Here is a 24,213-nt window from a genome sequence, read left to right on the forward strand (position 1 = left end):
CCCCCCTCACTGGTATAATATAGAACAACTACTGATCGGGGTGATTAACATGATAGATTTAAGCCGAAAACCTGTCCTAAAAGGAAACAAAACAATACTGCGTCCCTTCAAAGAAGAGGATCTTCCGGCTATCGAAGAGTGCCTGCAGGATCCCGAAGTGCTAAAGCTTACCGGGAGCGCTGACGATTTTGATAAAGAGTTGGTGAGAGAATGGTACATAACAAGAAATGAGCAAACAGATCGCTTGGATCTTGCTATTGTAGACGCCAAGCACAATGTCGTCGTAGGGGAAGCCGTCGCCAACCTCTATGACCAGGAGACGGAGAGCATGAACTTCCGAATTTTAATAGGGCCAAGGGGAAGAGATAATGGATTAGGTACCGAAGCCACACAGTTGATGGTGGACTACTTGTTTACTAACACCTCCCTTCAGCAACTTACGTTAAGCGTCTTTGATTTCAACCCGAGAGCAAAAAGAGTCTATGAAAAAGTTGGCTTCGTAAAGAATAGTGTTGATAAAGATGACCTCGAATTCGAAGGTGAATGGATCGACTCGATCAATATGAAGTTAGTCAAAGAGGACTGGTTAAGAAATAGGCGGGATTGATTATAAAAATTAGGATCGCACTCTTTGCTATAAGAGAAAAACACCACCAAAATAGAATTTCATTTGGTGGTGTTTTCATTCATTCCCATATTAGGTCAGTGGCTTATTTTAGCCACTAAGAGCTTGAATCAAGTTTTTTATCTACCTAACCAGCCGCCATCAACAGCTAATTGGTGGCCATGAATATAGTTGGAAGCTTCTGAAGCAAGAAAGACGGCCGTTCCTTTGAAATCTTCTGGCTTTCCCCAATCTCCAGCAGGAATGCGGTCTAAAATTTGTTGATTCCGGCTCTCATCATGAATCAAGGCAGTATTCATTTCCGTAGCAATATAACCGGGAACAATCGTATTCACATTAACATGATGTTGTGCCCATTCATTGGATAATGCTTTCGTCAGCTGTGAAACGCCACCTTTTGAAGCCGCATAAGCTGGAACATTGATTCCGCCTTGGTAAGAAAGAAGGGAAGCAAAGTTAATAATCTTACCGCTTTTCTGCGGAACCATATAACGACCAGCCTGTTGGCATAACGTCCACGTTGTTTTTAAATTTATATTTATTACCTCATCCCAATCAGACTCGGGGAAGTCAACCGCTGGAGATCGCCTCTGGATTCCTGCTGCATTAACAAGAATATCGATTTTCCCAAAATGCTCTACGACAGCTGGAATAGCTTGCTTTACTTCCTCGCTTTCATTCAAATCACATGGAATGACTTCACATCTAGATCCTAAATTTTCTATCTCCGACTTCACATCTTCCTGATCAGGGTTTCTCTGCAATAACGCAATGTCAGCTCCTGCTTCAGCTAATGCTAATGCTACCGATCGTCCAATCCCTCTGGTACACCCTGTAACGGCTGCCACTTTTCCATCTAGATTAAACAAATCATAACTCATTCGAAAATCCCCTTTTCTCTGTATAGTAGAGCGCTTACATACACTCTATATATACTCATTCTCCAAAAGAATAAAAATTCCTTTCTTTATTTTTAAAATATGATGAAATTTTTTTCGATTTAACTCCTTCCCTTCTCCCGATCGCTCTACTTCTCTTTTTTTCTTTCTACTCATAAAAAAAAGACAGGCTTATGAGCCTGTCTTTTCATTTATTTCATAACAAGTACGGGACATGTAGCATTCTGAACAACACTGTTACTGACGCTTCCTAAGAATAAACGCTTCACACTACCCAGTCCGCGATTTCCGATAATGATTAAATCCATTCCGTGCTCTTCTGCATACTCACAAATAGCGGCGCCGGCATTTTTCTCCCCTACCAGGCCTTTGGTGATCACCGTATAATTTTCTTCTGTAAGTTCTTTTTTGGTCTCTTCCATTTTATCTTCAAGACTCGCTGCTAATTCCTTTCCCATCTCTTTCTGGACGGCTGCATAGGTAACGGGACCGGCAGAATTTGCGACTTGGACGATATGAACCTCTTTATCCGGGGCGTTAACCGCTTGATTCCTCACTTCCTCCAGGGCCTTGTGACTCCACTCACTTCCATCATAAGCGACGAGTATTTTCACGGTCATGGGAATCCCCTCCTATGATTTTAGGAACTTTCTTACACGTCTATTTTACCATAAATGTAAGCGCATTCATAGATTGTGATATAACCTACCGTTCTTTCTTCCTGTTTTTTCAAATAACGTACTAATTCTGTCACAAATACCGATATACTTGGTGGGGACCCTACAAGAACTAACTTCACGACTTCCTAAAAAATCATGAAGGAGTTGCAGAGAATGATTCAATTGAAGAAGTTGTTTGTTTTGTTCACTTTGTTTTTCCTCCTTGTACCTTCCATCAGTCACGCTGGATCAATCAAAGACAATGAGACATCCGGTAGTCCAGGCTTATGGTACTTAGGAGAAACCCCTGCTTCTGTTGCCACCTCTAAGCATCCAATTTTGTTTGTTCACGGATTGAACAGCGCCTCCAACACATGGTGGGAAAACAACGATATGTATAACACAGCATTTCAGAATGGATATGAGACATCGTTCATCGATTTGTACCCGACGAAAAACATGTGGGACAACGGTGCCCTACTCGCAGATCGGATTCAAGATATCTACCAGCATTTCGGTGAAAAGGTGGTAATTGTCGCACACAGTAAAGGAGGAATCGACACCCAGTCGGCTCTAGTCCACTACGGTGCAGACCCTTATGTCGAACGTGTCATAACCTTATCCACTCCTCATCACGGGTCCCAATTAGCAGACCTAGCCTACAGCAGCTGGGCTGGTTGGCTTGCTGGCATTCTTGGAAGCAAAAATGACGCTACTTACTCCCTGCAAACTGGTTATATGGAGTACTTCCGCTCCCAAACCGATAATCAACCTAACCTATATACAACTCCCATCTACACCTTTGGCGGCACTAAATGGGGCAGTTTCGGCAGCTCTCTCTACTGGGGCGGCCTATATTTGAGAGCTTATGGAAGCAATGACGGCGCCGTTACCGTCAAAAGCTCACGCCTGCCTTATGCAACCGAACTTGCTGTCGGGGACTGGAACCACACCACCATCAAAAAAGGATCCAGCACCTTCTCCCTTTTCCAAAACTACTTAAACGAAAACCTATACTCCTTCAAGGGATTGCGGTCTGCGAGCACGGAAAAGGCCGATAAAAAAGCGAATCAATACGTTTCCGGAGGTCAGTACTCAGGACAAGAAACGGAAACAATTGAAGTCGAGTCTGGAGCACAGTCTGTTACGTTCGACTGGATGAGCGACCAGGCAGATACCGAATTGAAGCTGATCTCACCGGATAAAACTGTCAAAAGCACATTCACTACCAATACGGATGAATCCGGCTATTTCAAAGGTGCGTACCATCATACGGCTACCGTTGAAAAGCCCGAAGCCGGCACATGGACGATTGAAGCGGATTCTGACGAGCAAGAGCATTACTTGTTAAATACGACCTTCCAGAGTGGATTGAATGACGCGCTTCACCTGGCTCTTGAAAATGATGCGTTCAAGTTAAAAACGCAGCAACTGCAGGCGAAGACAACGATGACCATTGAGTACTATAAGAACGGCAAGCTCAAGCAGGCCAAAGTTAAAGTCAATAAGAAGAACGGCTCCTACAAACTTCCCGACCTCGGTGATGGAGTCTATAACATGACGATAGATATTAAAGGGAAATACAAGAAAGAGGAGTTCGAACGCACCTTCATTGAATCGGTGTATGTTGATCCACAAGGGAACCTTTATCAATAACTACAAAACCACCTGATGATTACATCAGGTGGTTTCTTCTTGGTGTTTTAACCGCCAATAACGGTAGCCACTCTTCACAAGAACTTTCGTAACGGAATACAACGGGACTGCTATGACCATTCCGATGAATCCTGCAAGTGGTGCCGCTACGACTAGCAATAAAATAATCGTAAGTGGATGCACATTCAACTTTTGCCCTAAAACCACAGGGGCAACTAGATTGCCTTCCAATTGCTGAACGATAATAAGTGCTATCAGTACGTAAAGAACCATCATCGGCCCTTGAATGAGAGCCACGATCACAGCCGGGACCACCCCAATGATCGGACCGAAGAACGGAATGACAGCAGTCACTACTACGAAAAAGGCAAGTAAAAGCGCGTAATCGAGACCGATGATCAAGTAAGCAACATACATTAAAACACCGTCCACGAATGCCACCGTCATCTGTCCAATGATGTAGTTGGAAAGCGTGCGATCCAGCTTCTCAAGCAGCATATGGGCTTCTTCATTTTTCTTACCAGTAAATCCTCTCGTTAAGAGTGGAACCAGTTTGCGTCCATCTTTTAAGAAGAAGAACAACAAGAACGGAATGATGAGCATTGTCGTGGCAGCTCCTGCGACCGTTGTGAATATATCGGTAATATGAGTGCCGAAACGCTGTCCCAGATCACTGAAATACTGCGTCACTTCCTGCTCGATACGATAAGTAGAGAGCATTCCCATATCTTTTTTCTCCATTTCCTGCTGTGCTTGGTCTGTCATCTTCTTTAGTTGGTCGGGTATGTTAGACATGTTGTTAACCTGATCTTGAATAGTCGAAGCTAACATCCACCCGATCCCTGACAAAATGGCAGCAATAACCGCAAACACGATGGAAACAGAGACCACAACGGGAATCGTGAATACTCGAGCAATCCAATCCACAACCGGCCGGATAATATAGAATAAGAAACCGGCAATCAAAATAGGGTAAAAAAGCGTTTTGAACACGGTTAGGAGTGGAGTAATCATATGTAGTTCCCGCATGAAAAAGACAAGGATGAGAGCTAAAATCGATGCAGCAACGTATTTAAAGTATGGGTGTTTCCACCACATGGCCGACACCTCCTTGCTACTAAATTCACTAATCGCTACAACATTAAACTTGGAACTATTATCCTTTAGGAATATAATAAAGAAAATTATTACAGGAGGCTTGATTATGGAAGCATGGAGACATTTTCAATTTGATGATTTAGTACCTTTCGTTTCTGCATTAGATTCCATTACCCAGGGCAAAAATGAGGATGTGAAAAAGCTTTTAACCGAAACATTAGTTCAATCGGAAGATCCATACATAAAAAATGAATCCGTTGTCTTGTTATTCGAATTATTGTTCAATGGCAGGGATTTTGAAACTCTTCAAACCTTGGACTTGCTTGATCATCCAGCCATCGACCTCACTAATCGTTCGATTGCAAAAACCCTTCAAAAGCAACCTGCACCTTCTTTCTTTTTCCCTGACGAGAAAGTTTCTGTCCCCATGAAAATGAGTCAGAGTGGTTCTCCGACTATCGAAGTAATCCTAAACGGGACGAAGGTAACGTTATGGCTAGATACAGGGGCTGGTATGAGCGTCCTCTCTCGGTCCTTAGCTCAGCTTTGTCAGGTACCGACTCTCGACATCGAAGCGTTGAATGTAAAAAACTCCTCTAACCAGAGCGTATCTTCCCAACTAGCTATCGTTGACTCCCTTAATATTAAAGGTGTCCACGTGAAGCATCAGCCTACTCTTCTATTGCAAGATCAACTACTTCAATTCGAAATTCCGAAGACATCTGAAGTGATGAAGATTGATGGAATCATTGGCTGGGACGTCATTCAACACCTTCATCTTGAAATCGATTATAAGAACCGGAGCGTGTGCATTCAAAAATCAGATCCGAAAGACCTGCCAGCGAATCTATTTTTCTGCGGAGCACCGGTTGTGAAAGCTTCATCTGAACAAGAAACACCCCTTTACTTCGGCCTTGATACAGGCGCGGGAAAAAGTCACTTCAGCCCACCCCTTTTGTCCAAGCTGCCTACCACCCAATTATCTAAAAAAACCGTTCACGCTGGAGGAGTGGGAGATATGAAAGAACGAGAGGTACAACGCCTAAAGCAACTCGACATCCTGCTTGCGTCTACCCCTATTCGTCTCTTTGACGTCAGGGAAGCCCTCGCCGATTTCGCAACGTTTTTCAAATTGGACGGCGTTCTAGGTAGTGACAGCGCTTCTGCAGGTAAGCTGATCATCGATTATCCCAATAGACGAGTAGACATTCTCTATTAAAAACAAAAAAAAAGAACTCCCTTGTATAAAGGGAGTTCAAATTCATCAAATTTAACCACCGGCTATCATCCGAGCTAATTGCCCACAAATCAGCGCGGCATACGTTCCGACAACGTTACCGAGAATACCCATCAATAGACCAACAGGCGCTAGGGCCGGCTGGAAGACGGACGCTACAATCGGCGCAGAGCTTGTCCCACCGATGTTACCTTGTGAACCAACGGCCACAAAGAACAGTGGTGCGCGAAGCAAGCGTGCTGCTGTAAATAGGAACAACACGTGAATCGCAAGCCATACAAGACCCATTAGGATAAACTCAGGTGCATCAACAATATCCATCAAGTTGGCACGAGCACCGATCGCCGCTAGGAATAGATAGATTCCAGCATAACCGATTTTACTAGCACCGTAGTATTCTAGATTACGAACCTTCGTGAAGGATAGTGCAATACCAAGAGCAGTAATGATCAAGAACGTCCATGTAGACGTGTTCATCACATCAGATTTCGGAATAAAGGACAGGTCCGCAAAAACACGTACTAAGAAAGAACCTGCAAAAGCGATGGACAGAATGCCGAACAGCTGTGGAAGCTGAAGCGGCTTCGCGTTGCGCTGAACGTCTGTCGCAATCTCTTCGTTGACGCGCTTGATTGTAGAGTTATCCGCTTTATTCCACTTGTTGAATCGTTGCTGGAAGCCTGCAAGAGAAATCATGACACCCATCCAACCGATACCAACGATTGTATCTGTCAAAATGATCGGGCTCAAAATATCATCTGGTGTATCGAAGGCAACCTGCATGGCACCTAAGTTGGCGGATCCGCCAATCCAACTACCAGCTAGTGCCCCTACACCGCGCCACGCTTCATCCGGAAGAACGCCCTGGAACAGTGCGTAAGCAACAGGACCACCTACAACTACACCTAGCGTACCAGCTAAGAATACAAGTACAGCTTTACCACCGAGCTTGAATGTCGCAGGTACGTTGGTACTGATCATCAGCAATAGTAAACCTGCTGGTAGAATATACGTCCCCATAAAGCCATAAAGGTCTGAACTTTGCGGGATGATTCCAAACGTTGTTGAAAGCATCGGCAAGAAGTACATCCAGATCAGCGGCGGTAAATAGCCGAAGAATTTTTGAAGTGGCTTTTTATCCACTGTAGAAAGCATAAATACGGCACCGACAACCGCTATAAGATAAGCGAATATCGCCATCGGTTCTTGTATAAGAGCTTGTTGATTACTCATGATGTCACTCTCCAAACGTAAAAATGATTTGAATTGTCTAAAAATTTATGGTATAAGAATTCATATCTTTGGAGTTTAGCACATATTTTTTTGCTGTAAAATAGAAACGCATCAAAAAATTAAAGTAACCGTTCTCAATTCTCAACAATAGTAACAATCACCCTGATAAATGGATAAAAAGAGCAGGACCCTACTGAAAGGTCCCGCTCTCCCCCTTACATTTATATCCTTTTTTCGTGGGCAAGTAACCATTCTTTCCTGGCAATACCACCACCATAACCACCGAGCGAACCATCGGATTGTATGATGCGGTGACAAGGAACAATGATCGCTAATTGGTTCATTCCATTAGCCCGGCCAACTGCCCGAACGGCCTGCGGATTACCCATCTTCCTCGCCATATCCGTATACGAACGCGTCTCCCCAGAGGGAATGGCTTGTAGTTGATGCCAGACACTTTTTTGGAACGGTGTACCGAGGAACTGGACAGGTGTCTGGAATGTCGTAAGCTTACCGACAAAATAGAGTTCCAGTTCCCGCTTGATCATCCGTATCGGTTCCGATTCTCCAGGAATGATAGCTGCTTCCCTATTCTCACGAAGACGTTCCACTTCCCGCTCCAGTCCTCGCCGGTCCACGAACTCCAATAAGAGAAGTGCCTCCTCATTCGCGATCGCCACCATTGGCCCTAGTGGCGTATCGATCCAGGAAGCCTTGAGCACACGGTGATCTTCTGACTGTGTCGGCACGTCTCCCATGATGCGGGAAAACGCATCTCGGAATCCGCTGCTCGACTCATAGCCAGAAGACAGCTGCGCATCGATGACAGGCTTTCCGGATCGGATATGCTTCATCGCAAGTCCCATCCTTCTTGCCCGCGCATACTCAACGAACGTCATCCCGAACCGTTTCTTGAATTGGCGACGGGCTGTAGATGGATCAATTGAAAATTCCTGGAGATCTTGATTGGTCCACCTTTTCTCCGGTTCCTTTTCCACCGCGTCGACAAGTGTACGGACTAGCCCTGTTTCGTGATTTGGATGGGAAAGCGGCTTGCATCTTTTACAAGGACGAAACGAAGCAAGGAGCGCCTGCTCAGCATTTAGAAAAAACGTACAGTTCTCAAACTTTGGCTTTCGTGCTGGGCATGTTGGCCTGCAAAAGACCCCAGTCGTTTTCACGCCGACGTAAAATACTCCTTCATATTCGCTCTTTTTCTCCAGTAAAGCTTGATAGTATTCTCTCGACTTCAGTTCTGTCAGCATTTTTTTCACTTCCTAGTAATCGGATTCGTTATCTCTATTATAGTCATAGAAGGAAAACGCATAGCCGAAAATCAGGCATCGATTTTTTTCAATCGGCGAAATTGGACGGGTTAACGACGAAAAAGACAAAACTATCGCTCAAACTATAAAAAAGCCATAGCACCTGCAGGCACTATGGCTGTAAGATTTAGTTCACTAGCTGTTCCATCACATCCAAGTATTGCAACGTTGCTTCATGATAAGCCTTCAGCGATCCGCCCTGCTGAACAGCCTTCATAAACGTCTCTACTTGTAGCTTGTATTGGTCGCCTTCTTCTATGATGGTCTGCTCTCCGTTGCTACTCAGAAGGGTTATCTCCCCTTGGTGGTCTTCTTTGTCTGGTCGGTAGGCGTTATGGACCTTGATGACCCCTTCAGCCCCGATGACTTCATACTCATTTCGCATTGTAGCATCAAAGCTTGAGTCGACTTGTACGATGACACCACTTTCGAGGAGAAGGGTGGCAGCTGCGGTGGTATCGACACCGTAGTTCGGATCCACTTTCTTCGTCACTTTCACATCGACTACCTTCTCACCCATCACGTTCAAAGCAGAGTGCACCCCGTAACACCCGACATCCCAGAGAGAGCCGCCCCCTTTCTCTTTATCTAGGCGGATATTGTAGTTAGATCGATCAAATAAGAAAGAGAAACTTGCACGGATTTGCGCGACCTCTCCGATGGCTCCCTCTTCTATTAACTGCTTCACCCGGTTATGCTGCGGGTGGAATTGATACATGAACGCTTCTAAGAAAAAGACGCCGTTATCTTCACACGCTTGAATCATCTCTTCCACATCCGACTTGTTCAGTGCTGCCGGCTTCTCACACAATACGTGCTTTCCAGCCTCGGCTGCTTTGATCGTCCATTCTTTATGCAAATGGTTCGGTAAAGGAATGTAGACGGCTTCAATTTCTGAATCCGCGAGTAACGCTTCGTAGCTTTCGTATGTATTCGGTATAGCGAACGTTTCCGCTATCTCTTTCTCTTTGCCACTCAAGCTTGCAATCGCTACTACTTCAGCACCTTCCGCTCGTTGCATAGCCGGAATCAAAGCTTTCTTCGCAATGTTAGCGGCCCCCATAATACCCCATTTCATAAAACAACGCCTCCTTAAGTTTGTATATCTTCATCAAACAGGAAATACCATTTTATTTCAAGCAATCAGCAAGGTTCCTGATTGAATCTATAGGAGAATTTCCGATACTAAACACATACATCTCCCTATCACGTTTACTTATAATTCCATGCCGATTTGTTATAATGGATGTAATTACCTTTTCGAGAGGAGCGGCTATTCTTGTTGATCGCATTTATTGTTATCGTCTCACTTGGACTCCTCCTGTTTTCGTTCGTTGCTGTCAGCTTATCAACGGTTCAGAAACGGGATGTGGCAAGGGATGGATACAAGGTTTGGATGGAGCAGTCGAAGCAGGCCACGATTCGAATCAATCACGAGGAGCGGCTGATCGAAACGCCGGACCTTAAGCTTACCTTCGGACAGGTGAACCGGGTTCGCATTGTCGAGAATCATGAATACACGGACGTTTACCTCCTTTATACAGACGAATCCTTCATGACTGATTGGATTGAATTTTCATTACATAAAAAAAGTGCCCCCTATCAATCCAACGAGGAATTTATCCGTGAATTACAGTGGATTGCCGAAAGGGCTGGAGGCGCAGTTGTTCTTTCCGGAAACCAGGTATATGAAAACACAATGAGTTTGTCTAGGCCGTTGAGAAAAATCGGCGAGTTATTAAAAATCATGACAGGAGAGAAGCGTCGAAATCTTGAAGCGAATCTTCCGCAGTTTCAACTTCGCATTTTCACCAAAAGAGAAGTGGAGGTACATTCTCCTGATGGCGAGGTGTCGAACATCATCGTCCGGGAAGGCTTCCGGTTCTTCTCGCCGGCGTGCTCCGCCACTTTCCTTTTCCTTCATACATTCAGCACTATTTACTTAGCCGCGATAGATGAAGAGGGAAAAACGTTCCTTCTATATGATGAGAAAAAAGAGGATTGGTTTTGTGACGGTATCTGGCGTCCGGATTGTCAGGCTGACCTTTGGATTATCGCCCGCTACATGTCGGACCCTTCTACTGTAAAACAACCGCTCTCTACCTAAAAGGACTTGCCTAGGGCAAGCCTTTTTTGATGCAACAATCCCCTAACTGAGAAAAAGAGAACCCTTTTAAGTTTAAAACAGGTACTAAACGGTTTATACTAACTATTGTGGGAATTTTGCCACAGAGGTATTGCGTGTAATTTTTCGACAACTTTATGTAGCAGTTGACAAAAAACGCATTTTATTTAATAATAGTTGTCGTATTAGAATTATTATAAATAAGCTGCTTTGTGCAGCAAAAACATATTAGGAGGAATTTTGTTATGTCTCTAATCGGTAAACAAGTCGAGCAATTCCAAGCAAAAGCATTCAAGAATGGTGAATTCGTTGACGTAAGCGACGAAAACTTCAAAGGTCAGTGGAGCGTTGTTTGCTTCTACCCAGCAGACTTCTCATTCGTTTGCCCAACTGAACTAGAAGACCTTCAAGCGCAGTACGAAGACCTTAAAGCACTAGGTGCAGAAGTTTACTCTGTTTCAACAGATACTCACTTCGTACACAAAGGATGGCACGACAGCTCAGAGAAAATTAACAAAATCGAATACACAATGATCGGTGACCCATCTCAGCAGATTTCCCGTAACTTCGATGTACTAGACGAAGAGTCTGGTCTTGCTGATCGCGGTACATTCATCATCGACCCAGACGGTGTTGTTCAGACAGTAGAAATCAACGCTGGCGGAATCGGTCGTGACGCAAGCACAATCATCAACAAGATCAAAGCAGCTCAATACGTTCGCCAAAACCCAGGTGAAGTTTGCCCAGCGAAATGGGAAGAAGGCAACGACACACTAACTCCAAGCCTTGATCTTGTAGGTAAAATTTAAGGAGTGTCTATAAATGGTTCTTGATGCACAAATTAAAGCGCAATTAAACCAATATCTACAGATGATGGAAGGTGACATTGTTCTGAAAGTCAGTGCAGGCGAGGACGACGTTTCTAAAGAGATGCTAGCTCTAACAGATGAGCTAGCATCTATGTCATCTAACATCAAAGTTGAGAATGCAACCTTGAAACGTACACCAAGCTTCAGCGTGAATCGCCCTGGTGAAGATACCGGCATCACGTTCGCTGGTGTTCCTTTAGGTCACGAGTTCACTTCCCTCGTACTTGCACTGCTACAAACAAGTGGACGTGCACCTAAAGAAGAACAAAGCATGATCGACCAGATTAAAGATATTAATGGCGAGTACCACTTTGAAACGTATGTCAGCTTAAGCTGTCACAACTGCCCAGACGTTGTACAAGCACTGAACTTGATGAGTGTCCTCAACCCGAACATCACACACACGATGATCGACGGTGCCGCTTTCAAAGAAGAAGCGGAGAAAAACAATGTCATGGCAGTACCTTCTGTTTACTTGAACGGCGAATTCTTCGGCGGAGGCCGCATGACGCTTGCTGAGATTGTCGGCAAGATCAGTGAGGCTCCTAACCCAGAAGAGTTCACGAACCGCGAACCATACGATGTGTTAGTGATCGGTGGTGGCCCGGCTGGTGCCAGTGCAGCGATTTATTCCGCACGTAAAGGTATCCGTACAGGGATTGTAGCGGAGCGTTTCGGTGGTCAGGTCCTTGATACGATGAGCATCGAGAACTTCATCAGTGTCAAACAGACCGAAGGACCGAAATTTGTTGCCAACTTGGAAGAGCACGTGAAGGACTATGAGATCGATGTCATGAACCTTCAACGCGTGAAACGCCTAGAGAAGAACGATATGTTCGAAATCGAACTAGACAATGGCGGCACGCTGAAGAGTAAGACTGTGATCGTTTCCACAGGTGCCCGTTGGCGTCAACTTGGCGTACCAGGCGAAGAAGAATTCAAAAACGCCGGCGTTGCCTACTGCCCTCACTGTGACGGCCCTCTATTCGAAGGCAAAGACGTTGCAGTCATCGGTGGCGGTAACTCAGGTGTGGAAGCAGCCATTGACTTGGCCGGAATTGTGAAGAACGTCACAGTTCTTGAATTCGGTGCCGAACTGAAAGCCGATGAAGTCCTTCAAAATCGCTTGAACAGCCTTCCAAACGTCAACGTGCACACAAATGCACAGACAACGGAAATCACAGGCGATCAAAACGTGAACGGTCTCACTTATATCGACCGTGAAACGGAAGAAGAGAAACACATTGAGCTTGACGGTGTCTTCGTCCAAATTGGTCTTGTTCCAAACACAGAGTGGATGGATGAGACGGTTGAGAAAAACCGTATCGGTGAAATCGTCATTGATAAGAAGAATGCGACGAACGTGCCTGGCTTGTTCGCTGCAGGAGACTGTACCGACAACCCGCACAACCAAATCATTATTTCTATGGGTGATGGAGCGAATGCTTCTCTTGGAGCATTTGACTACATGATCCGTAACTAATACTTTATAGCCCTCTGCATATGCGGAGGGTTTTTTATTTCTAATTAACTGTGATGAAACAATAAGACCCTGCAGACGTATATAAACATAAGGGGGTGACAATTTGAGAAATCCAGCAGGTTTTTGGGATCGATTCTTCGCATCCTTCATTGATGGCATTATCACAGCCATTTCATTCGGAATTATTACTTATCTCGTCCACGGGGAATTGAATCCAAGAGGCTTTAACGTAACGGACCTCTTAAACATACTGTACTTCGTGATCCTTCCAGTTATTTGGAGTGGATACACCGTCGGTAAAAAGTCGCTTGGTATTCGAATAGTGAAGAAATCAGGAGAGGATGTCGGTATTTTCAACATGCTTCTTCGATATGTAATAGGTGGTCTCGTGTATTTATTTACTTTCGGAATTGGGCTGATTGTTAGTATTTTCATGGTTGCTATACGTGAGGATAAGCGTGCGATTCATGATTTTATTGGAGGTACGAAAGTGATGAAGGCGCAAGGCTAACAAAGAAGGAAGTAGCCCCGTATCGTTACGGATCTACTTCCTTTAGCATATCTGCAGTATGAGGGTCGAGTTGATGGATAGGGCCTTTTATACTCTGGAGCAGTTGGTAGACATGGATGACTTCATCATTTCTATATTCCTGCATTCGCTCGTAGACGTTAAGGACAGCAATCAGTTCCTTTTTCTCTTCTTGTTTCAGAGCATACGACTGCTGCTCGAGGAACTTCTCTGTCATATGTAATAACGTTCTATTCACATTCACTAAGCTGTGTCTTAGTAAGTTCAAGTTCGATTGTTCGTCCGTTTGACCGACTATCATTCCATTTAAATTGGAATCTATACTTTCTTTTTGACCCATTACCATTCTCCAAGCCTGATCCATATCTTCCTTCACTTTAGGTTGATCCCTGTTGTTTTGAAGTTTGATGAACTCTTCTAGGTTTGCCGTGAGGTTTTCGCTAATATGAATCACCATACCTAGACGATCTTGATTCTGGTCATGGAGGCGGTTGTGCAGTTGTTGGTACTGCATATGTACATAAATCCCGTAAACTAGAAAGACTATTGTAAGAAAAGGAAGCCCCTTTTTCAACAACGAGTAGGCTCGTGATCGCTTCATATACTCCCCCCTTTCTCTACACCTGCTGATTATACCATTTCTCTCAAAATTAACCTTAATTGGATGTCGGTATTTACGATTTTTGGTAGAATACTTGTAAAGACACTGGAGGGAATTCCCTATGTTTTTTCGATTTATTTCTATCGTTTTTTTATGTTTTCTTCTCGTAGCTTGTGGTACTGAGCCACAAACTACACCAGATTCAAATGCTACTGAAAATCCATCGCCCGCTGATTTTTCAAAAGAAGAGCAGGCAGACTTCTTTGTCATAGACGGGGTCGTGTACTCCAATGTAGAAGGAGCTCAATGGGCAGAGGGGTTAGAATACACATTAGGAGAACAGCTCGGAGAGATAAAAAAGCAGCGTACTGATGAAGAGGAGTTTGAGAGTTTTACAGCCAGTCAACTACCTGTTGGCACAAAAATCTATGAAACGGATACCCGCCTCTACATAGCAATCGTCGATAACAAAGAAATTCCCTATGTAAAGATGATTGAAGGGTAATAAAGGAATGAGAACTTATGATGGATACGACAAACAGCCGCGTCCCAACAGACCTGATTCTTGTGTTGTTATTTTTCATGGGGATCAGCATCGCATCACTGTACAACATGGAACAGCTCTCTCAAGGACATGACGGCTTCGCTTTCAAACAAGCCGTTTGGTTTACTGCCGGGACTGCCATCCTGGTTGGCATTCGATTTTTCGATCTGCATCAGCTTTATAAACTGAGTCTGCCAGCCTATTTATTCGGAATCGCTCTACTAGCAGTACTACTAGTCAGTCCTGCTAGTATTGCAGAACCAGTGAACGGTGCCAAAAGTTGGTTCACCCTTCCCGGCTTCTCTTTGCAGCCTTCTGAATTCACCAAGATCACGACCATCATGTACTTAGCAGCTACGATCGTAAATCATAAAAAGAAATTCCAGAAACACACCTTCAAGACAGATCTATACTTACTATTCAAGCTAGTAGCCGTCACCGCAATTCCCGTCATCCTGATCATGCAGCAGCCGGACTTCGGAACGTCTGTCGTCTACCTCGTCATTCTCGGCGCTACCGTCATTTTCTCAGGGATCAACTGGAAGCTGATATCCTTGACCGCGCTACTATTTATCGGAGTCGCTGCCGGTCTGATGTTTGCGGCTGTCCAATATACAGAACTTGCAACGACTGCGCTTCCGATTGACCAGTACCAGGTCGACCGGTTAGAGACGTGGCTCTCAGGTGGCGAGCAGCAAAGCGATGAGAGCTATCAAGTATCGAAATCACTAACGGCGATCGGGTCTGGACAGCTTTTAGGAAAAGGGATCGGAGACCTTCAAGTGTACATCCCAGAAGCACAGACCGATTTCATATTCGCCATCGTCGGAGAAAGCTTCGGGTTTATCGGTTGCTCCTTTCTGATTCTCGTTTATTTCTATCTTATTTACCGGATGATGACGCTCGGCTTACAGATGAGCTCGATTGATTCTTATGGCTCTTACTTCTGCTTCGGCTTTTTGATCATGCTATCTGTACATGCCTTCCAAAATATCAGTATGACCATTGGCGTCATGCCGATCACCGGTATTCCGCTTCTCTTGATCAGTTACGGAGGCAGTTCGGTGCTCGCGACGATGCTAGGAATGGGAGTTCTGTACCGGATCTATGAAGAGTATTTGACCTCACAAGAGCGAATGTTTTAAAGATACCGGGACAAGGGGACGTGACATCTGTCCCAAGAAAGAGGTTTTTATGAAGAAATACGTATGGTCCTTGATTCTAGCTTTCTTTCTCAATATCGGAAGCACTATTACTGGTGGTGTTTATGTAGAAGATCGCCAAGCATTCAAGGAGTTTCTAGAGACAGCAAGAGAAGAAGGGCTTCGCTATGGAGAGCCCATCACATTCATTACAACGGGGGCAACTACATCCGATCCCCCTCTCCCTCACCGGTTCTCGATGGATCTAAGGGCATACCGTGAGATTGACGGTTCAGCTTTCATGCTGAACGTCGTGTTCTATTTCATTATTGTTTTATCAACTGTTCTTCTCTTCAAAAGGTTGCTGAAAATAAACATTGTGGACTATCAATGGAGACGATTAGTCAGTTACTTGAATGATTAAATACTAGAATAGAGCCCCCCACCTTATATAAGGTGGGGGGCTCTATGAGTATCGGGCTTACTTACTGAAATATGACTCGATTTCTTCTATGGCTTGTTGCTGATCCTTCCCTTTACTTTCTAAGAGGATCACGTCTCCGTTTTGCAGTTGAAGGTTAATCAGCCCCAATAGACTTTTAAGGTTTACTTCGTACCAGCTGCCTTGCACTTCTTTTTTAATTAAAATCTCTGCATCGTAACGTTGGACGATACCAGACAGTTCAATTATCGTTTGTTTCTCATCGAGATGCACGGTTACATTTTTTCGAATAGCATCCATGACTCTACCTCCTCGTGGTTAAATGAATATGGACAACAGGATTGGGATGGTAATGACACTGAAGAGCGTCGTCACCAACGTGATGCTTGATACAAGGTCTGGCTTAGACTTGAATTGGACAGCAAAAATGGTTGTAGTGGCTGCTGACGGCATTGCAGCGGAAACGATCAGCACGCTCGCCATCAACGGACTCATTGGCAGAATAAGCGTTAGTCCAAAAGCGATAAGTGGAGAGGCGATCAGCCTGACACTCGTTGCATAGGTAATCTTGGACCAATCAAACTGCTTCAACTTAATATCAGCGAGCTGCATGCCAAGTACGACCATCACCATTGGAATCGTGGCTTGAGCGAGCAGGCTGACACTATTCATTAAGTTTTCCGGCATCGGGACAGATGCAACGTTCATGACTAATGCGACCAATACAGCGTAAGTCGGTGGCATCTTCAGGACAGCAGCAACCGCCATCTTCAAACCAGAACTCCCTCTGGCGGCATAGTAGACACCAAAAAAGTTCATGATGATCGCCTGAAGCACAAGGAAGGACACAGAATACACGAAACCTTCCTCTCCGAAGGCAAAGAGAATAATCGGCGCACCGTAATTACCAGAATTCATAAAAGCTGTCGATAAGATTAGTCCACTTTCCATACTCATATCATATTTTTTCACTTTTGCTACGACTTTGTTAATTAGCAAAATGCTCGCTAGCAGCAGACCCGAGAATACAATCATGGTCAAGTATTCTCCGTCTAAGTCCGCTTCGTAAAAGGTTTCAAATACTAAGCATGGAAGCATCACATATAAAGCGATTGTTGAGATTGATTTGATATCTAGTTTAGCAATTTTTTGAATGACGAATCCCGCACCAAAAATCAATAAAACGGGAAACACGACTTGAATAAAAACAGCCATAATGATTCCTTTCCTTTACCAAGTGGAATGAAAAACCCCTTGCCTGAAGCAAGGGATTCACTGACAAACGAACGTACAACCTTAATCCGTAAAGCTAATAAGCCATAGCGATAGTTCAGGAATAAAGGTGATCATCAATAAAGCAAAGATCATCGCAAGGAAGTACGGAATAATTGCTTTGGAGAGCTTCTCAATCGAGAGACCAGAAATACCAGATCCCACAAACAAGTTTACTCCGAGTGGTGGAGTAATGAATCCAATCGCCAAGTTGACGACCATGATGATTCCGAAGTGAATAGGGTCGTACCCGATATTTGTAGCAATCGGTAGTAAGATTGGTGTCAAGATGATAATCGCAGCAAGCGTATCCATGAAGCAACCTACTACAAGCAATAATAGCGTAATCAATAGAATAATTACGATTTGATTATCAGAAATGGATAGTAAGAAGTTTGCGACTTGAGCAGGAATTTGCTCAATAGTAAGTAGTCGCCCGAAAGCTGTGGCCGAACCGACAATGATCAATACGGTTGCGGTTGTTAGCGCAGAATCAGCCAATACTTTCGGAAGGTCCTTCACTTTCAATTCACGATATAGCAAGAGCCCGGCGATCAATCCATACACTACCGCAATAACAGCAGCTTCTGTTGGAGTAAAGATCCCTCCGTAAATCCCACCTAAAATGATGACGGGGATGACAAGTGCCCATTTAGCCTCCCAGAAAGTCTTTCCGACATCAGCTAATGTTGATTTTTCACCGGAACCTTTGTAGTTGTTTTTTCTAGAATAAAGATAAGCCCAGATCATAAGTGCAGCTCCAACAATTAGCCCTGGGATGATTCCCGCTATAAACATATCTCCGATGGATGCGCTGCCTACAACACCATAAATGACCATCGGTATACTCGGAGGAATAATGACTCCAATAGAACCTGCAGCGGCAACGGTTGCCGTTGCAAACTTTTTGTCATACCCTTGTCTAACCATGGCTGGGATCATAATTCCACCAATAGCTGCAACAGTTGCAGGACCAGATCCTGAAATCGCTGCGAAAAACATACACGTTACAATCGTCGCCATAGCGAAACCACCGGTTTTATTCCCGACAAGCGCATTGGCGAAATTAAAGAGTCGTTCGGATATGCCGCCTTTTCCCATAATCTCTCCGGCAAGGATGAAGAATGGGACAGCCATCAGAGGGAACGAATCGACAGATGTGACGAGCTCTTTCATCAGGAATTCAATCGGGATAGTTCCGGAGTAGAAAATGGTTACCATCGTAGCCAGTCCTAACGCAATTCCGATTGGTACACTGAGAAGTAAGAGGATAGCAAACGATCCAAATAGTACTAACGATGTCATGATTGATCCTCTCCTTCCTGCGAGTGCAATTGCTCTCGTTCATTTTCCACATCCAGTGGCTGTTTACCTATCATCATATTAAACTGTTTGTATAAGTTCTGAATCAGACGAATCGTTGTCAGACCGAATCCAATCGGAGTAGCTAAATACACCAGCCCCATCGGAATATGCAAAGCAGGCGACTGCTGTCCGAAGCTAAGCAACTGACTGGCAATGCCATACCCCTTTACCACGACGTAGAGACTGAATACTAAGAATAATAGATTCGCAATAATAGCAAGGGCTAGCTTTCCTTTCCCTTTTAATAACATAAGACCGACGTCTACCTTGATATGACGCTGCTTCTTCACGCCATAACTGATTCCGATATAAACAAGCCAAATGAAACAATATCGGGCTAGTTCCTCCGACCAGGATAAAGAGTTTCCTGATACACGCATCACCACTTGAAGAAAAATAACGCTGACCATAATACTGGAAAAAAGGACGAGTAATACTTCTTCAAGTCTACGATCTATCGCTCGTACGATGTTCATAATGTCACCTCAGCAATTCCTCTTATTATGTAGAAAGACGTTGCGGGTGATCTGGGTGATCCCCGCAACGCTCCTAAACTTATTTTGCTTCTTCAATTTCTTTGTAGATCGCATCTACAGTATCTTCCCCAATTTTGCTCTTATATTCATCGATAACTGGTTGAACAGCATCTACCATTTCTTGACGAGCTTCTGGAGTGATTTCTGTGTACGTCATACCTTCTTCTTGAAGATCTTCTAGATACTTCGCGTTCGCTTCACGGTTCAGCTTACGCTCATGCTCCCCTGCTTCTACAGCAGCTTCGCGTACAATCGTTTGTTGTTCTTCTGTCAAACCATCATAGAAAGATTTACTCATCATGAATACGAATGGGCTGTAAATATGGTGAGTGTTGGAAACATGGTTTTGAACTTCATAGAACTTTTGCAAGTAGATCGTTGCATATGGGTTTTCTTGTCCGTCTACTGTTCCTTGCTGCAAGGCTGTGAACAATTCAGTGAATGCCATTGGAGTCGGGTTTGCGCCTAACTTTTTGAAAGCATCAAGGTGCAAGTCGTTTTCCATTGTACGGATCTTCAAACCTTCCATGTCTTCCATAGAAGCTACTGCACGTTTACTGTTTGTCAAATCACGGAATCCATTTTCCCAGTAAGCTAGTCCAACAAGGTTCTGATCTTCAAGCTTAGTCAATAATCCTTGTGCCGTTTCACCAGCTAGTACTTTATCGGCTACCTCTTCGTTCGGGAACAAGAATGGAATATCAAATACGCTGAATTCTTTCACAAAGTTTGCAACAGGTGCAGTAGATGGAATAACGACTTCCTGCGTACCTAGTTGAAGAGCTTCCATCATCGAACGGTCATCACCAAGTTGACCGCTGTGGTATGTATCAACCGTAATGGCGCCATCTGTCTTTTCTTCAACAATCTCTTTAAACTTCAGTAGACCTTTATACTGTGGGTGATCTTGGTTAAGTCCGATTCCCGCTTTAATAACTTTGGACTCTCCGTTGGAACCGCTTTCTTCGTCGCCGCTGTTACCGGATGCGGAATCGTTCCCAGAACATGCCGCAAGTACACTGATTAATAGAACAGAACATACAAGTGCTAAAATCTTTTTCATTTTAAAACTCCTTTTATTAATTATTTTTACTACTCCACAAAAGCATGACCTAGGAAACCGTTTCGAAGAACTTTCTCTCGCTCCCCATGTTAAACGCTTTCAAAAATCATAATGACCAACAACTGTGTTTACGTCTTGTCCGTGAGTGTTCTTATTCAAGCTACCGGATCATTGCTTAGCTCGTCCAATGAAGCTCACTCCCACCGACCAGCCTCCTTTTGTCGGAAAACTATGAAATTATTTTTCTGTAATTTCGATTATACAAGAATTATTTTTTATTACAAGCGCTTTCATAAAATTTTTTTTCGTTTATAATTAAAATATATGAAAAAATAGGAGGAAAAGAATGATAGAAGCGCCAGCAAAACATGTCATTAGTCGTATCCGCTCATCCTATAATCATTTCAGCGAGAAGGAAAAGCTAATCGCTGATTATATCATTGAAAACCGGGAAGAAATGGTGCATTACACCATCAACCAAATCGCAGATGACCTCACGATCGCAGAGGCCACCGTGTTCAGATTCTGTAAACGGCTCGGCTTTAAAGGCTTTCAGGCAATGAAGATTGCTTTGGCATCAGAGACGACCAACCCGATCGAAGACATCCATGAGACGATTACTCCAGAGGATAATGATTTAGAAATCACTGAAAAAATTTTTCAAGCAAACATTAGAGCATTAGAGTCCACTCGTGAGATTCAAAGCAGAGAGACCATTGATAAGGTGATGGAATATCTGGTCGAAGCGAAGCGCATCTTCTTCTATGGAGGCGGCGGATCTGGTGTTCTCGCCCAGGATGCTCAACATAAGTTCATCCGTACAGGGGTAGAAGCACACGCTTATCAGGACTCCCACCTCCAATTAATGACGGCTACCCAATTACAAGAGAAAGATGTGTGCGTTATTATCTCTCACACTGGGGCGAATAAAGATATGCTCGATATCGCGGAAGAAGCGAAGAAGAATGGAGCAAGAACAATTGCCATCACCAACTTTGCCAAGTCACCGCTGACTAAATTGGTAGATGTCAGCTTATACACCGTAGCTCAGGAGACGGAATACCGTTCAGAATCGCTTGCCTCAAGGATTGCAGCTCTCTCCATCATCGATTCTCTTTTTGTGAATTATAGTGTGAAACGCAAAGAGCAATCTCAAGAAGCGACGAAAAAAGTGAGAGAAGCCATTTCAAGAAAACGTATGTAGAGGATATCGAAGTCCAGCTCTTCCCTCTAATCAATATTTGATAAAAAAGGCGCTCCCTACCATAGCAGGGAGCGCGCTTTTTTTATATAGGAAGTGGTGCTGACGCAGACACAAAGCCTCGATTGATTAACTCATCCCAAAACTCTTTCGGTATATCTTTCTGGATCATCTCAAGGTCTTCTTTGATTCTATCCGGTCTCGTCGAGCCAGGAATTACCGACTTCACCGCAGGGTGAGCCGTAGAAAATTGTAGCGCCGCTGCTTTCAAATGAACATCGTACTTATCAGCGATTTCTTTCAACTGATTTACACGTCCGATGATTTCAGAGCTAGCTGGCGCATAATTGAAGTGATCGCCACCGAATAGAGCACCGGAATTGTAAGGACTTCCAATCACAATATCCACGTCCTGCTCTTCTGCCATCGGCATCATCCGCTCCAGAGCATGTTCATGTTGAAGTAAGGTGTACTGTGTTGCAGATAAATTGATATCAGGGCGGTTTTCCTCTAACTTCATCGCATTCTCAATCGGTTCCGTCGTATTGACTCCAAGTCCCCATCCTTTAATAACGCCTTCTTCTCTAAGCTGGGACAAGACGCGGAACGCACCGGTACGTGCTTCTTCAAACTTACCGACCCATTCATCCCCATGAAAATCAGGAGACAAGTCGTGGACGAATACGATATCAAGCCGGTCCGTCTGCAGACGTTCCAGACTCTGTTCGATGGAACGCTTCGTTGCATCAGCAGAGTAATCGGTAATGACTTTATTGTTACGCCCATGTTCGAAGAGTCCTTCTTTGTCTTCCGCCTCTTCTTCCATATAGCGCCCCACCTTTGTACTCAAGACATAATCATCCCGGTTGTAAGCGGAAAGCACATTCCCTACACGCATCTCAGCGAGTCCAGCACCATAGAACGGAGCCGTATCAAAATAACGCACGCCTTGATCCCATGCGGTTTGGATGACTTCACGTGCTTCTTCTTCCGGTACGTCACGAAACATATTCCCAAGGGGCGCTGTGCCAAGTCCTACTCTATGCTTAAGGGCATTTTCCAACGATTTCATAAGAGGCTTCCTCCTTAAATTGAACTCTCACAAAATGTATAGCCAAGTAGAGGAAAAATAAAACATGATGGTAGGGGGGCGTTATCGACGTTTGAGGCATTTTAGGTGGGCGTAACGTCGAAATTGGCTAGGTATTTCGACGTTTGAGGGTTAATTGGAGGGGGGTTCGTCGCATTCAATCGGGTATTCCGACGTTTGAACGGCCATGGATGTCGCGTTCGTCGCATTCACCTGAGTATTTCGACGTTTCAGCAGCAATGGAAGACGCATTCGTCGCATTCTGCCGGGGATTTCGACGTTTCAGCAGCAACGGAAAGTCAAGTCCGCAATCTTGTGTAAATTGATATCCACAATGAAATTACCTATATCGTTGTGAAGATAGTTTTGATTTATCGGAGGAAAGGGCCCTTTCCTCCGATAAATCAATTTCCACCTGGTTTCTTGTTTACGAAGAGAGGTCGTTTGAGTTTTAACATATCCGCGTAATCCATCAGTACAGCCCCTAGTAAACGAAAGGCTGATTGGGTGTTAGGGAATATGCGAATCACACGTTCTCGGCGTCTGATTTCTTGGTTTAATCTTTCTAAGGAATTCGTACTTCGAATGTACACATGGTAATCTTTCGGCTCTGTCATGTACTGGATCGCATCATCAAATCCATCTTCTAATTTACGGATGGTTTTGTCTAATTTAGTATTATCACTATATTGCGTAATGAATTTTTCTTTGGACTCTCTAGCGTCTTCAGGAGAGACTGAATCAAAGATTCTCTTCAAGTCCCGTTTCACTTCTCCCATATCTTTTTTCGGCATGGATTGAATCAAGTTCTTTTTGAAGTGAACCGTGCAGCGTTGCCAAGAGGTACCTACGAACTCCTTTTGAATCGCCTTTTTTAATCCGGAGTGAGCGTCGGATATAATAAGTTTTGGCGATTGAAGACCTCTTCCTTTTAGTCTTTCAAAGAATTCCTTCCAAGCTTCATAGCTTTCTTCATGGTCGACTTTCATACCTAATACTTCTCGTTCGTGTTTCGTATTAATGGCTGTCGCAATATACATCGCTTTGGACACTACTTTGTGGTGTTCTCTGACTTTAATATAAAGAGCATCAACGAAAATATAGGGGTAGTATCCTGTATTTAAAGGGCGTTCCGCCCACTGACGCACAATGGGATCAAGCTTCTCCGTTAAGGAAGAAACGAAGGATTTGGATACAGATTCTCCACAAAGTTCCTTAA

Annotated in this window: 26 protein-coding genes; 11 read left to right on the forward strand and 15 right to left on the reverse strand. The window is 44.1% G+C overall.

Going from position 1 to position 24,213, the window contains the following annotated elements:
- The first annotated feature begins 49 nt into the window (after positions 1 to 49).
- Positions 50 to 607 (forward strand): GNAT family N-acetyltransferase, encoded by a 558-nt coding sequence (locus E4663_RS12275; RefSeq protein ID WP_135327832.1) that lies wholly within the window; start codon positions 50 to 52, stop codon positions 605 to 607.
- A gap of 137 nt (positions 608 to 744) precedes the next feature.
- Here E4663_RS12275 and E4663_RS12280 read toward each other — a convergent pair whose 3' ends face one another.
- The 3 genes from E4663_RS12280 to E4663_RS12285 are packed head-to-tail and all read right to left on the reverse strand — an operon-like array spanning position 745 to position 2,144.
- Positions 745 to 1,506 carry an SDR family oxidoreductase gene (locus tag E4663_RS12280; RefSeq protein ID WP_135327833.1) on the reverse strand — a complete coding sequence of 254 codons (762 nt, stop codon included), beginning with the start codon at positions 1,504 to 1,506 and terminating at the stop codon, positions 745 to 747.
- A 45-nt stretch (positions 1,507 to 1,551) separates the two neighbouring features.
- Positions 1,552 to 1,680: a hypothetical protein gene (locus tag E4663_RS20270; protein WP_277752114.1), complete on the reverse strand. Its 129-nt coding sequence runs from the start codon at positions 1,678 to 1,680 to the stop codon at positions 1,552 to 1,554.
- Positions 1,681 to 1,715: 35 nt separating this feature from the next.
- A complete protein-coding gene (locus E4663_RS12285) occupies positions 1,716 to 2,144 on the reverse strand; it encodes a universal stress protein (protein ID WP_079477609.1) in 429 nt (142 codons plus the stop codon).
- Positions 2,145 to 2,357: 213 nt separating this feature from the next.
- Here E4663_RS12285 and E4663_RS12290 point away from each other — a divergent pair, with 213 nt between their 5' ends.
- Positions 2,358 to 3,839, forward strand: a complete 1,482-nt coding sequence (locus E4663_RS12290) for a lipase family alpha/beta hydrolase (RefSeq protein ID WP_135327834.1) — start codon at positions 2,358 to 2,360, stop codon at positions 3,837 to 3,839.
- Between the two features lie 24 nt (positions 3,840 to 3,863).
- Here the strand turns inward: E4663_RS12290 and E4663_RS12295 are convergent, their stop codons facing one another.
- Entirely contained in the window at positions 3,864 to 4,937 is a 1,074-nt protein-coding gene (locus E4663_RS12295; protein ID WP_135327835.1) for an AI-2E family transporter, read from the reverse strand.
- 106 nt (positions 4,938 to 5,043) lie between these two features.
- Between E4663_RS12295 and E4663_RS12300 the strand changes: the two genes are divergently transcribed.
- The gene (locus E4663_RS12300) at positions 5,044 to 6,156 is read left to right on the forward strand and encodes an aspartyl protease family protein (protein WP_158290489.1); all 1,113 of its coding nucleotides are present in this window, start codon (positions 5,044 to 5,046) and stop codon (positions 6,154 to 6,156) included.
- A 51-nt stretch (positions 6,157 to 6,207) separates the two neighbouring features.
- Here E4663_RS12300 and E4663_RS12305 read toward each other — a convergent pair whose 3' ends face one another.
- From E4663_RS12305 to E4663_RS12315, 3 genes are all read right to left on the reverse strand, one after another.
- The gene (locus E4663_RS12305) at positions 6,208 to 7,407 is read right to left on the reverse strand and encodes a DUF819 family protein (RefSeq protein ID WP_079477605.1); all 1,200 of its coding nucleotides are present in this window, start codon (positions 7,405 to 7,407) and stop codon (positions 6,208 to 6,210) included.
- 221 nt (positions 7,408 to 7,628) lie between these two features.
- Positions 7,629 to 8,672 carry a bifunctional transcriptional activator/DNA repair enzyme AdaA gene (locus tag E4663_RS12310; RefSeq protein WP_135327837.1) on the reverse strand — a complete coding sequence of 348 codons (1,044 nt, stop codon included), beginning with the start codon at positions 8,670 to 8,672 and terminating at the stop codon, positions 7,629 to 7,631.
- Positions 8,673 to 8,859: 187 nt separating this feature from the next.
- Positions 8,860 to 9,810 (reverse strand): Gfo/Idh/MocA family protein, encoded by a 951-nt coding sequence (locus E4663_RS12315; RefSeq protein WP_135327838.1) that lies wholly within the window; start codon positions 9,808 to 9,810, stop codon positions 8,860 to 8,862.
- Positions 9,811 to 10,011: 201 nt separating this feature from the next.
- Here E4663_RS12315 and E4663_RS12320 point away from each other — a divergent pair, with 201 nt between their 5' ends.
- The 4 genes from E4663_RS12320 to E4663_RS12335 all read left to right on the forward strand — a co-directional run bounded on the left by E4663_RS12320 (position 10,012) and on the right by E4663_RS12335 (position 13,720).
- Positions 10,012 to 10,839, forward strand: a complete 828-nt coding sequence (locus tag E4663_RS12320; protein WP_135327839.1) for a hypothetical protein — start codon at positions 10,012 to 10,014, stop codon at positions 10,837 to 10,839.
- A gap of 263 nt (positions 10,840 to 11,102) precedes the next feature.
- Positions 11,103 to 11,666, forward strand: a complete 564-nt coding sequence (gene ahpC, locus E4663_RS12325; protein WP_079477601.1) for an alkyl hydroperoxide reductase subunit C — start codon at positions 11,103 to 11,105, stop codon at positions 11,664 to 11,666.
- A gap of 13 nt (positions 11,667 to 11,679) precedes the next feature.
- Positions 11,680 to 13,209, forward strand: a complete 1,530-nt coding sequence (gene ahpF / locus E4663_RS12330; protein WP_135327840.1) for an alkyl hydroperoxide reductase subunit F — start codon at positions 11,680 to 11,682, stop codon at positions 13,207 to 13,209.
- 103 nt (positions 13,210 to 13,312) lie between these two features.
- Positions 13,313 to 13,720 (forward strand): RDD family protein, encoded by a 408-nt coding sequence (locus tag E4663_RS12335; RefSeq protein ID WP_135327841.1) that lies wholly within the window; start codon positions 13,313 to 13,315, stop codon positions 13,718 to 13,720.
- A gap of 25 nt (positions 13,721 to 13,745) precedes the next feature.
- On the opposite strand, the gene E4663_RS12340 is transcribed toward E4663_RS12335, so the two are convergent.
- On the reverse strand, positions 13,746 to 14,339 hold the full coding sequence (locus E4663_RS12340; RefSeq protein WP_135327842.1) for a hypothetical protein: 594 nt from the start codon (positions 14,337 to 14,339) through the stop codon (positions 13,746 to 13,748).
- Between the two features lie 121 nt (positions 14,340 to 14,460).
- Here E4663_RS12340 and E4663_RS12345 point away from each other — a divergent pair, with 121 nt between their 5' ends.
- The 3 genes from E4663_RS12345 to E4663_RS12355 are packed head-to-tail and all read left to right on the forward strand — an operon-like array spanning position 14,461 to position 16,449.
- Positions 14,461 to 14,844 (forward strand): hypothetical protein, encoded by a 384-nt coding sequence (locus E4663_RS12345; RefSeq protein ID WP_135327843.1) that lies wholly within the window; start codon positions 14,461 to 14,463, stop codon positions 14,842 to 14,844.
- Between the two features lie 20 nt (positions 14,845 to 14,864).
- Positions 14,865 to 16,028: an FtsW/RodA/SpoVE family cell cycle protein gene (locus E4663_RS12350; protein WP_135327866.1), complete on the forward strand. Its 1,164-nt coding sequence runs from the start codon at positions 14,865 to 14,867 to the stop codon at positions 16,026 to 16,028.
- 49 nt (positions 16,029 to 16,077) lie between these two features.
- Positions 16,078 to 16,449, forward strand: coding sequence for a hypothetical protein (locus E4663_RS12355; RefSeq protein WP_135327844.1), 372 nt, complete (start codon positions 16,078 to 16,080; stop codon positions 16,447 to 16,449).
- Between the two features lie 57 nt (positions 16,450 to 16,506).
- On the opposite strand, the gene E4663_RS12360 is transcribed toward E4663_RS12355, so the two are convergent.
- The 5 genes from E4663_RS12360 to E4663_RS12380 form a co-directional block, all read right to left on the reverse strand.
- The gene (locus E4663_RS12360; RefSeq protein ID WP_079477588.1) at positions 16,507 to 16,767 is read right to left on the reverse strand and encodes an HPr family phosphocarrier protein; all 261 of its coding nucleotides are present in this window, start codon (positions 16,765 to 16,767) and stop codon (positions 16,507 to 16,509) included.
- An 18-nt stretch (positions 16,768 to 16,785) separates the two neighbouring features.
- Entirely contained in the window at positions 16,786 to 17,682 is an 897-nt protein-coding gene (locus tag E4663_RS12365; protein WP_135327845.1) for an AEC family transporter, read from the reverse strand.
- An 81-nt stretch (positions 17,683 to 17,763) separates the two neighbouring features.
- Positions 17,764 to 19,044, reverse strand: coding sequence for a TRAP transporter large permease (locus E4663_RS12370; RefSeq protein WP_135327846.1), 1,281 nt, complete (start codon positions 19,042 to 19,044; stop codon positions 17,764 to 17,766).
- Positions 19,041 to 19,580, reverse strand: coding sequence for a TRAP transporter small permease (locus tag E4663_RS12375; RefSeq protein WP_135327847.1), 540 nt, complete (start codon positions 19,578 to 19,580; stop codon positions 19,041 to 19,043). The genes E4663_RS12370 and E4663_RS12375 overlap by 4 nt, the downstream gene beginning before the upstream one ends.
- 79 nt (positions 19,581 to 19,659) lie before the next feature.
- Positions 19,660 to 20,703: a TRAP transporter substrate-binding protein gene (locus tag E4663_RS12380; RefSeq protein WP_135327848.1), complete on the reverse strand. Its 1,044-nt coding sequence runs from the start codon at positions 20,701 to 20,703 to the stop codon at positions 19,660 to 19,662.
- A gap of 346 nt (positions 20,704 to 21,049) precedes the next feature.
- Between E4663_RS12380 and E4663_RS12385 the strand changes: the two genes are divergently transcribed.
- Positions 21,050 to 21,907, forward strand: coding sequence for a MurR/RpiR family transcriptional regulator (locus tag E4663_RS12385; protein ID WP_135327849.1), 858 nt, complete (start codon positions 21,050 to 21,052; stop codon positions 21,905 to 21,907).
- Between the two features lie 82 nt (positions 21,908 to 21,989).
- On the opposite strand, the gene E4663_RS12390 is transcribed toward E4663_RS12385, so the two are convergent.
- Together E4663_RS12390 and E4663_RS12395 are read right to left on the reverse strand one after the other, a co-directional pair.
- The gene (locus tag E4663_RS12390) at positions 21,990 to 22,976 is read right to left on the reverse strand and encodes an aldo/keto reductase (RefSeq protein ID WP_135327850.1); all 987 of its coding nucleotides are present in this window, start codon (positions 22,974 to 22,976) and stop codon (positions 21,990 to 21,992) included.
- 422 nt (positions 22,977 to 23,398) lie between these two features.
- On the reverse strand, positions 23,399 to 24,213 hold an 815-nt coding region (locus E4663_RS12395), incomplete at its 5' end, for an IS256 family transposase (RefSeq protein WP_135327851.1).

The organism is Halobacillus salinus, assembly GCF_004684905.1.
In the GTDB taxonomy this organism is placed as follows: domain Bacteria; phylum Bacillota; class Bacilli; order Bacillales; family Halobacillaceae; genus Halobacillus; species Halobacillus salinus.

What these genes read in the sequence shown, in the direction of transcription:
- E4663_RS12340 (WP_135327842.1), bottom strand. Translation starts at nt 14,339, where the DNA reads ATGAAGCGATCACGAGCCTACTCGTTGTTGAAAAAGGGGCTTCCTTTT.
- E4663_RS12295 (WP_135327835.1), bottom strand. Translation starts at nt 4,937, where the DNA reads ATGTGGTGGAAACACCCATACTTTAAATACGTTGCTGCATCGATTTTA.
- E4663_RS12315 (WP_135327838.1), bottom strand. Translation starts at nt 9,810, where the DNA reads ATGAAATGGGGTATTATGGGGGCCGCTAACATTGCGAAGAAAGCTTTG.
- E4663_RS12355 (WP_135327844.1), top strand. Translation starts at nt 16,078, where the DNA reads ATGAAGAAATACGTATGGTCCTTGATTCTAGCTTTCTTTCTCAATATC.
- E4663_RS12375 (WP_135327847.1), bottom strand. Translation starts at nt 19,580, where the DNA reads ATGAACATCGTACGAGCGATAGATCGTAGACTTGAAGAAGTATTACTC.
- E4663_RS12305 (WP_079477605.1), bottom strand. Translation starts at nt 7,407, where the DNA reads ATGAGTAATCAACAAGCTCTTATACAAGAACCGATGGCGATATTCGCT.
- E4663_RS12345 (WP_135327843.1), top strand. Translation starts at nt 14,461, where the DNA reads ATGTTTTTTCGATTTATTTCTATCGTTTTTTTATGTTTTCTTCTCGTA.
- E4663_RS12390 (WP_135327850.1), bottom strand. Translation starts at nt 22,976, where the DNA reads ATGAAATCGTTGGAAAATGCCCTTAAGCATAGAGTAGGACTTGGCACA.
- E4663_RS12370 (WP_135327846.1), bottom strand. Translation starts at nt 19,044, where the DNA reads ATGACATCGTTAGTACTATTTGGATCGTTTGCTATCCTCTTACTTCTC.
- E4663_RS12385 (WP_135327849.1), top strand. Translation starts at nt 21,050, where the DNA reads ATGATAGAAGCGCCAGCAAAACATGTCATTAGTCGTATCCGCTCATCC.
- E4663_RS12290 (WP_135327834.1), top strand. Translation starts at nt 2,358, where the DNA reads ATGATTCAATTGAAGAAGTTGTTTGTTTTGTTCACTTTGTTTTTCCTC.
- E4663_RS12360 (WP_079477588.1), bottom strand. Translation starts at nt 16,767, where the DNA reads ATGGATGCTATTCGAAAAAATGTAACCGTGCATCTCGATGAGAAACAA.
- E4663_RS12380 (WP_135327848.1), bottom strand. Translation starts at nt 20,703, where the DNA reads ATGAAAAAGATTTTAGCACTTGTATGTTCTGTTCTATTAATCAGTGTA.
- E4663_RS12285 (WP_079477609.1), bottom strand. Translation starts at nt 2,144, where the DNA reads ATGACCGTGAAAATACTCGTCGCTTATGATGGAAGTGAGTGGAGTCAC.
- E4663_RS12310 (WP_135327837.1), bottom strand. Translation starts at nt 8,672, where the DNA reads ATGCTGACAGAACTGAAGTCGAGAGAATACTATCAAGCTTTACTGGAG.
- ahpF (WP_135327840.1), top strand. Translation starts at nt 11,680, where the DNA reads ATGGTTCTTGATGCACAAATTAAAGCGCAATTAAACCAATATCTACAG.
- E4663_RS20270 (WP_277752114.1), bottom strand. Translation starts at nt 1,680, where the DNA reads ATGAGTAGAAAGAAAAAAAGAGAAGTAGAGCGATCGGGAGAAGGGAAG.
- E4663_RS12275 (WP_135327832.1), top strand. Translation starts at nt 50, where the DNA reads ATGATAGATTTAAGCCGAAAACCTGTCCTAAAAGGAAACAAAACAATA.
- E4663_RS12300 (WP_158290489.1), top strand. Translation starts at nt 5,044, where the DNA reads ATGGAAGCATGGAGACATTTTCAATTTGATGATTTAGTACCTTTCGTT.
- ahpC (WP_079477601.1), top strand. Translation starts at nt 11,103, where the DNA reads ATGTCTCTAATCGGTAAACAAGTCGAGCAATTCCAAGCAAAAGCATTC.
- E4663_RS12280 (WP_135327833.1), bottom strand. Translation starts at nt 1,506, where the DNA reads ATGAGTTATGATTTGTTTAATCTAGATGGAAAAGTGGCAGCCGTTACA.
- E4663_RS12365 (WP_135327845.1), bottom strand. Translation starts at nt 17,682, where the DNA reads ATGGCTGTTTTTATTCAAGTCGTGTTTCCCGTTTTATTGATTTTTGGT.
- E4663_RS12350 (WP_135327866.1), top strand. Translation starts at nt 14,865, where the DNA reads ATGGATACGACAAACAGCCGCGTCCCAACAGACCTGATTCTTGTGTTG.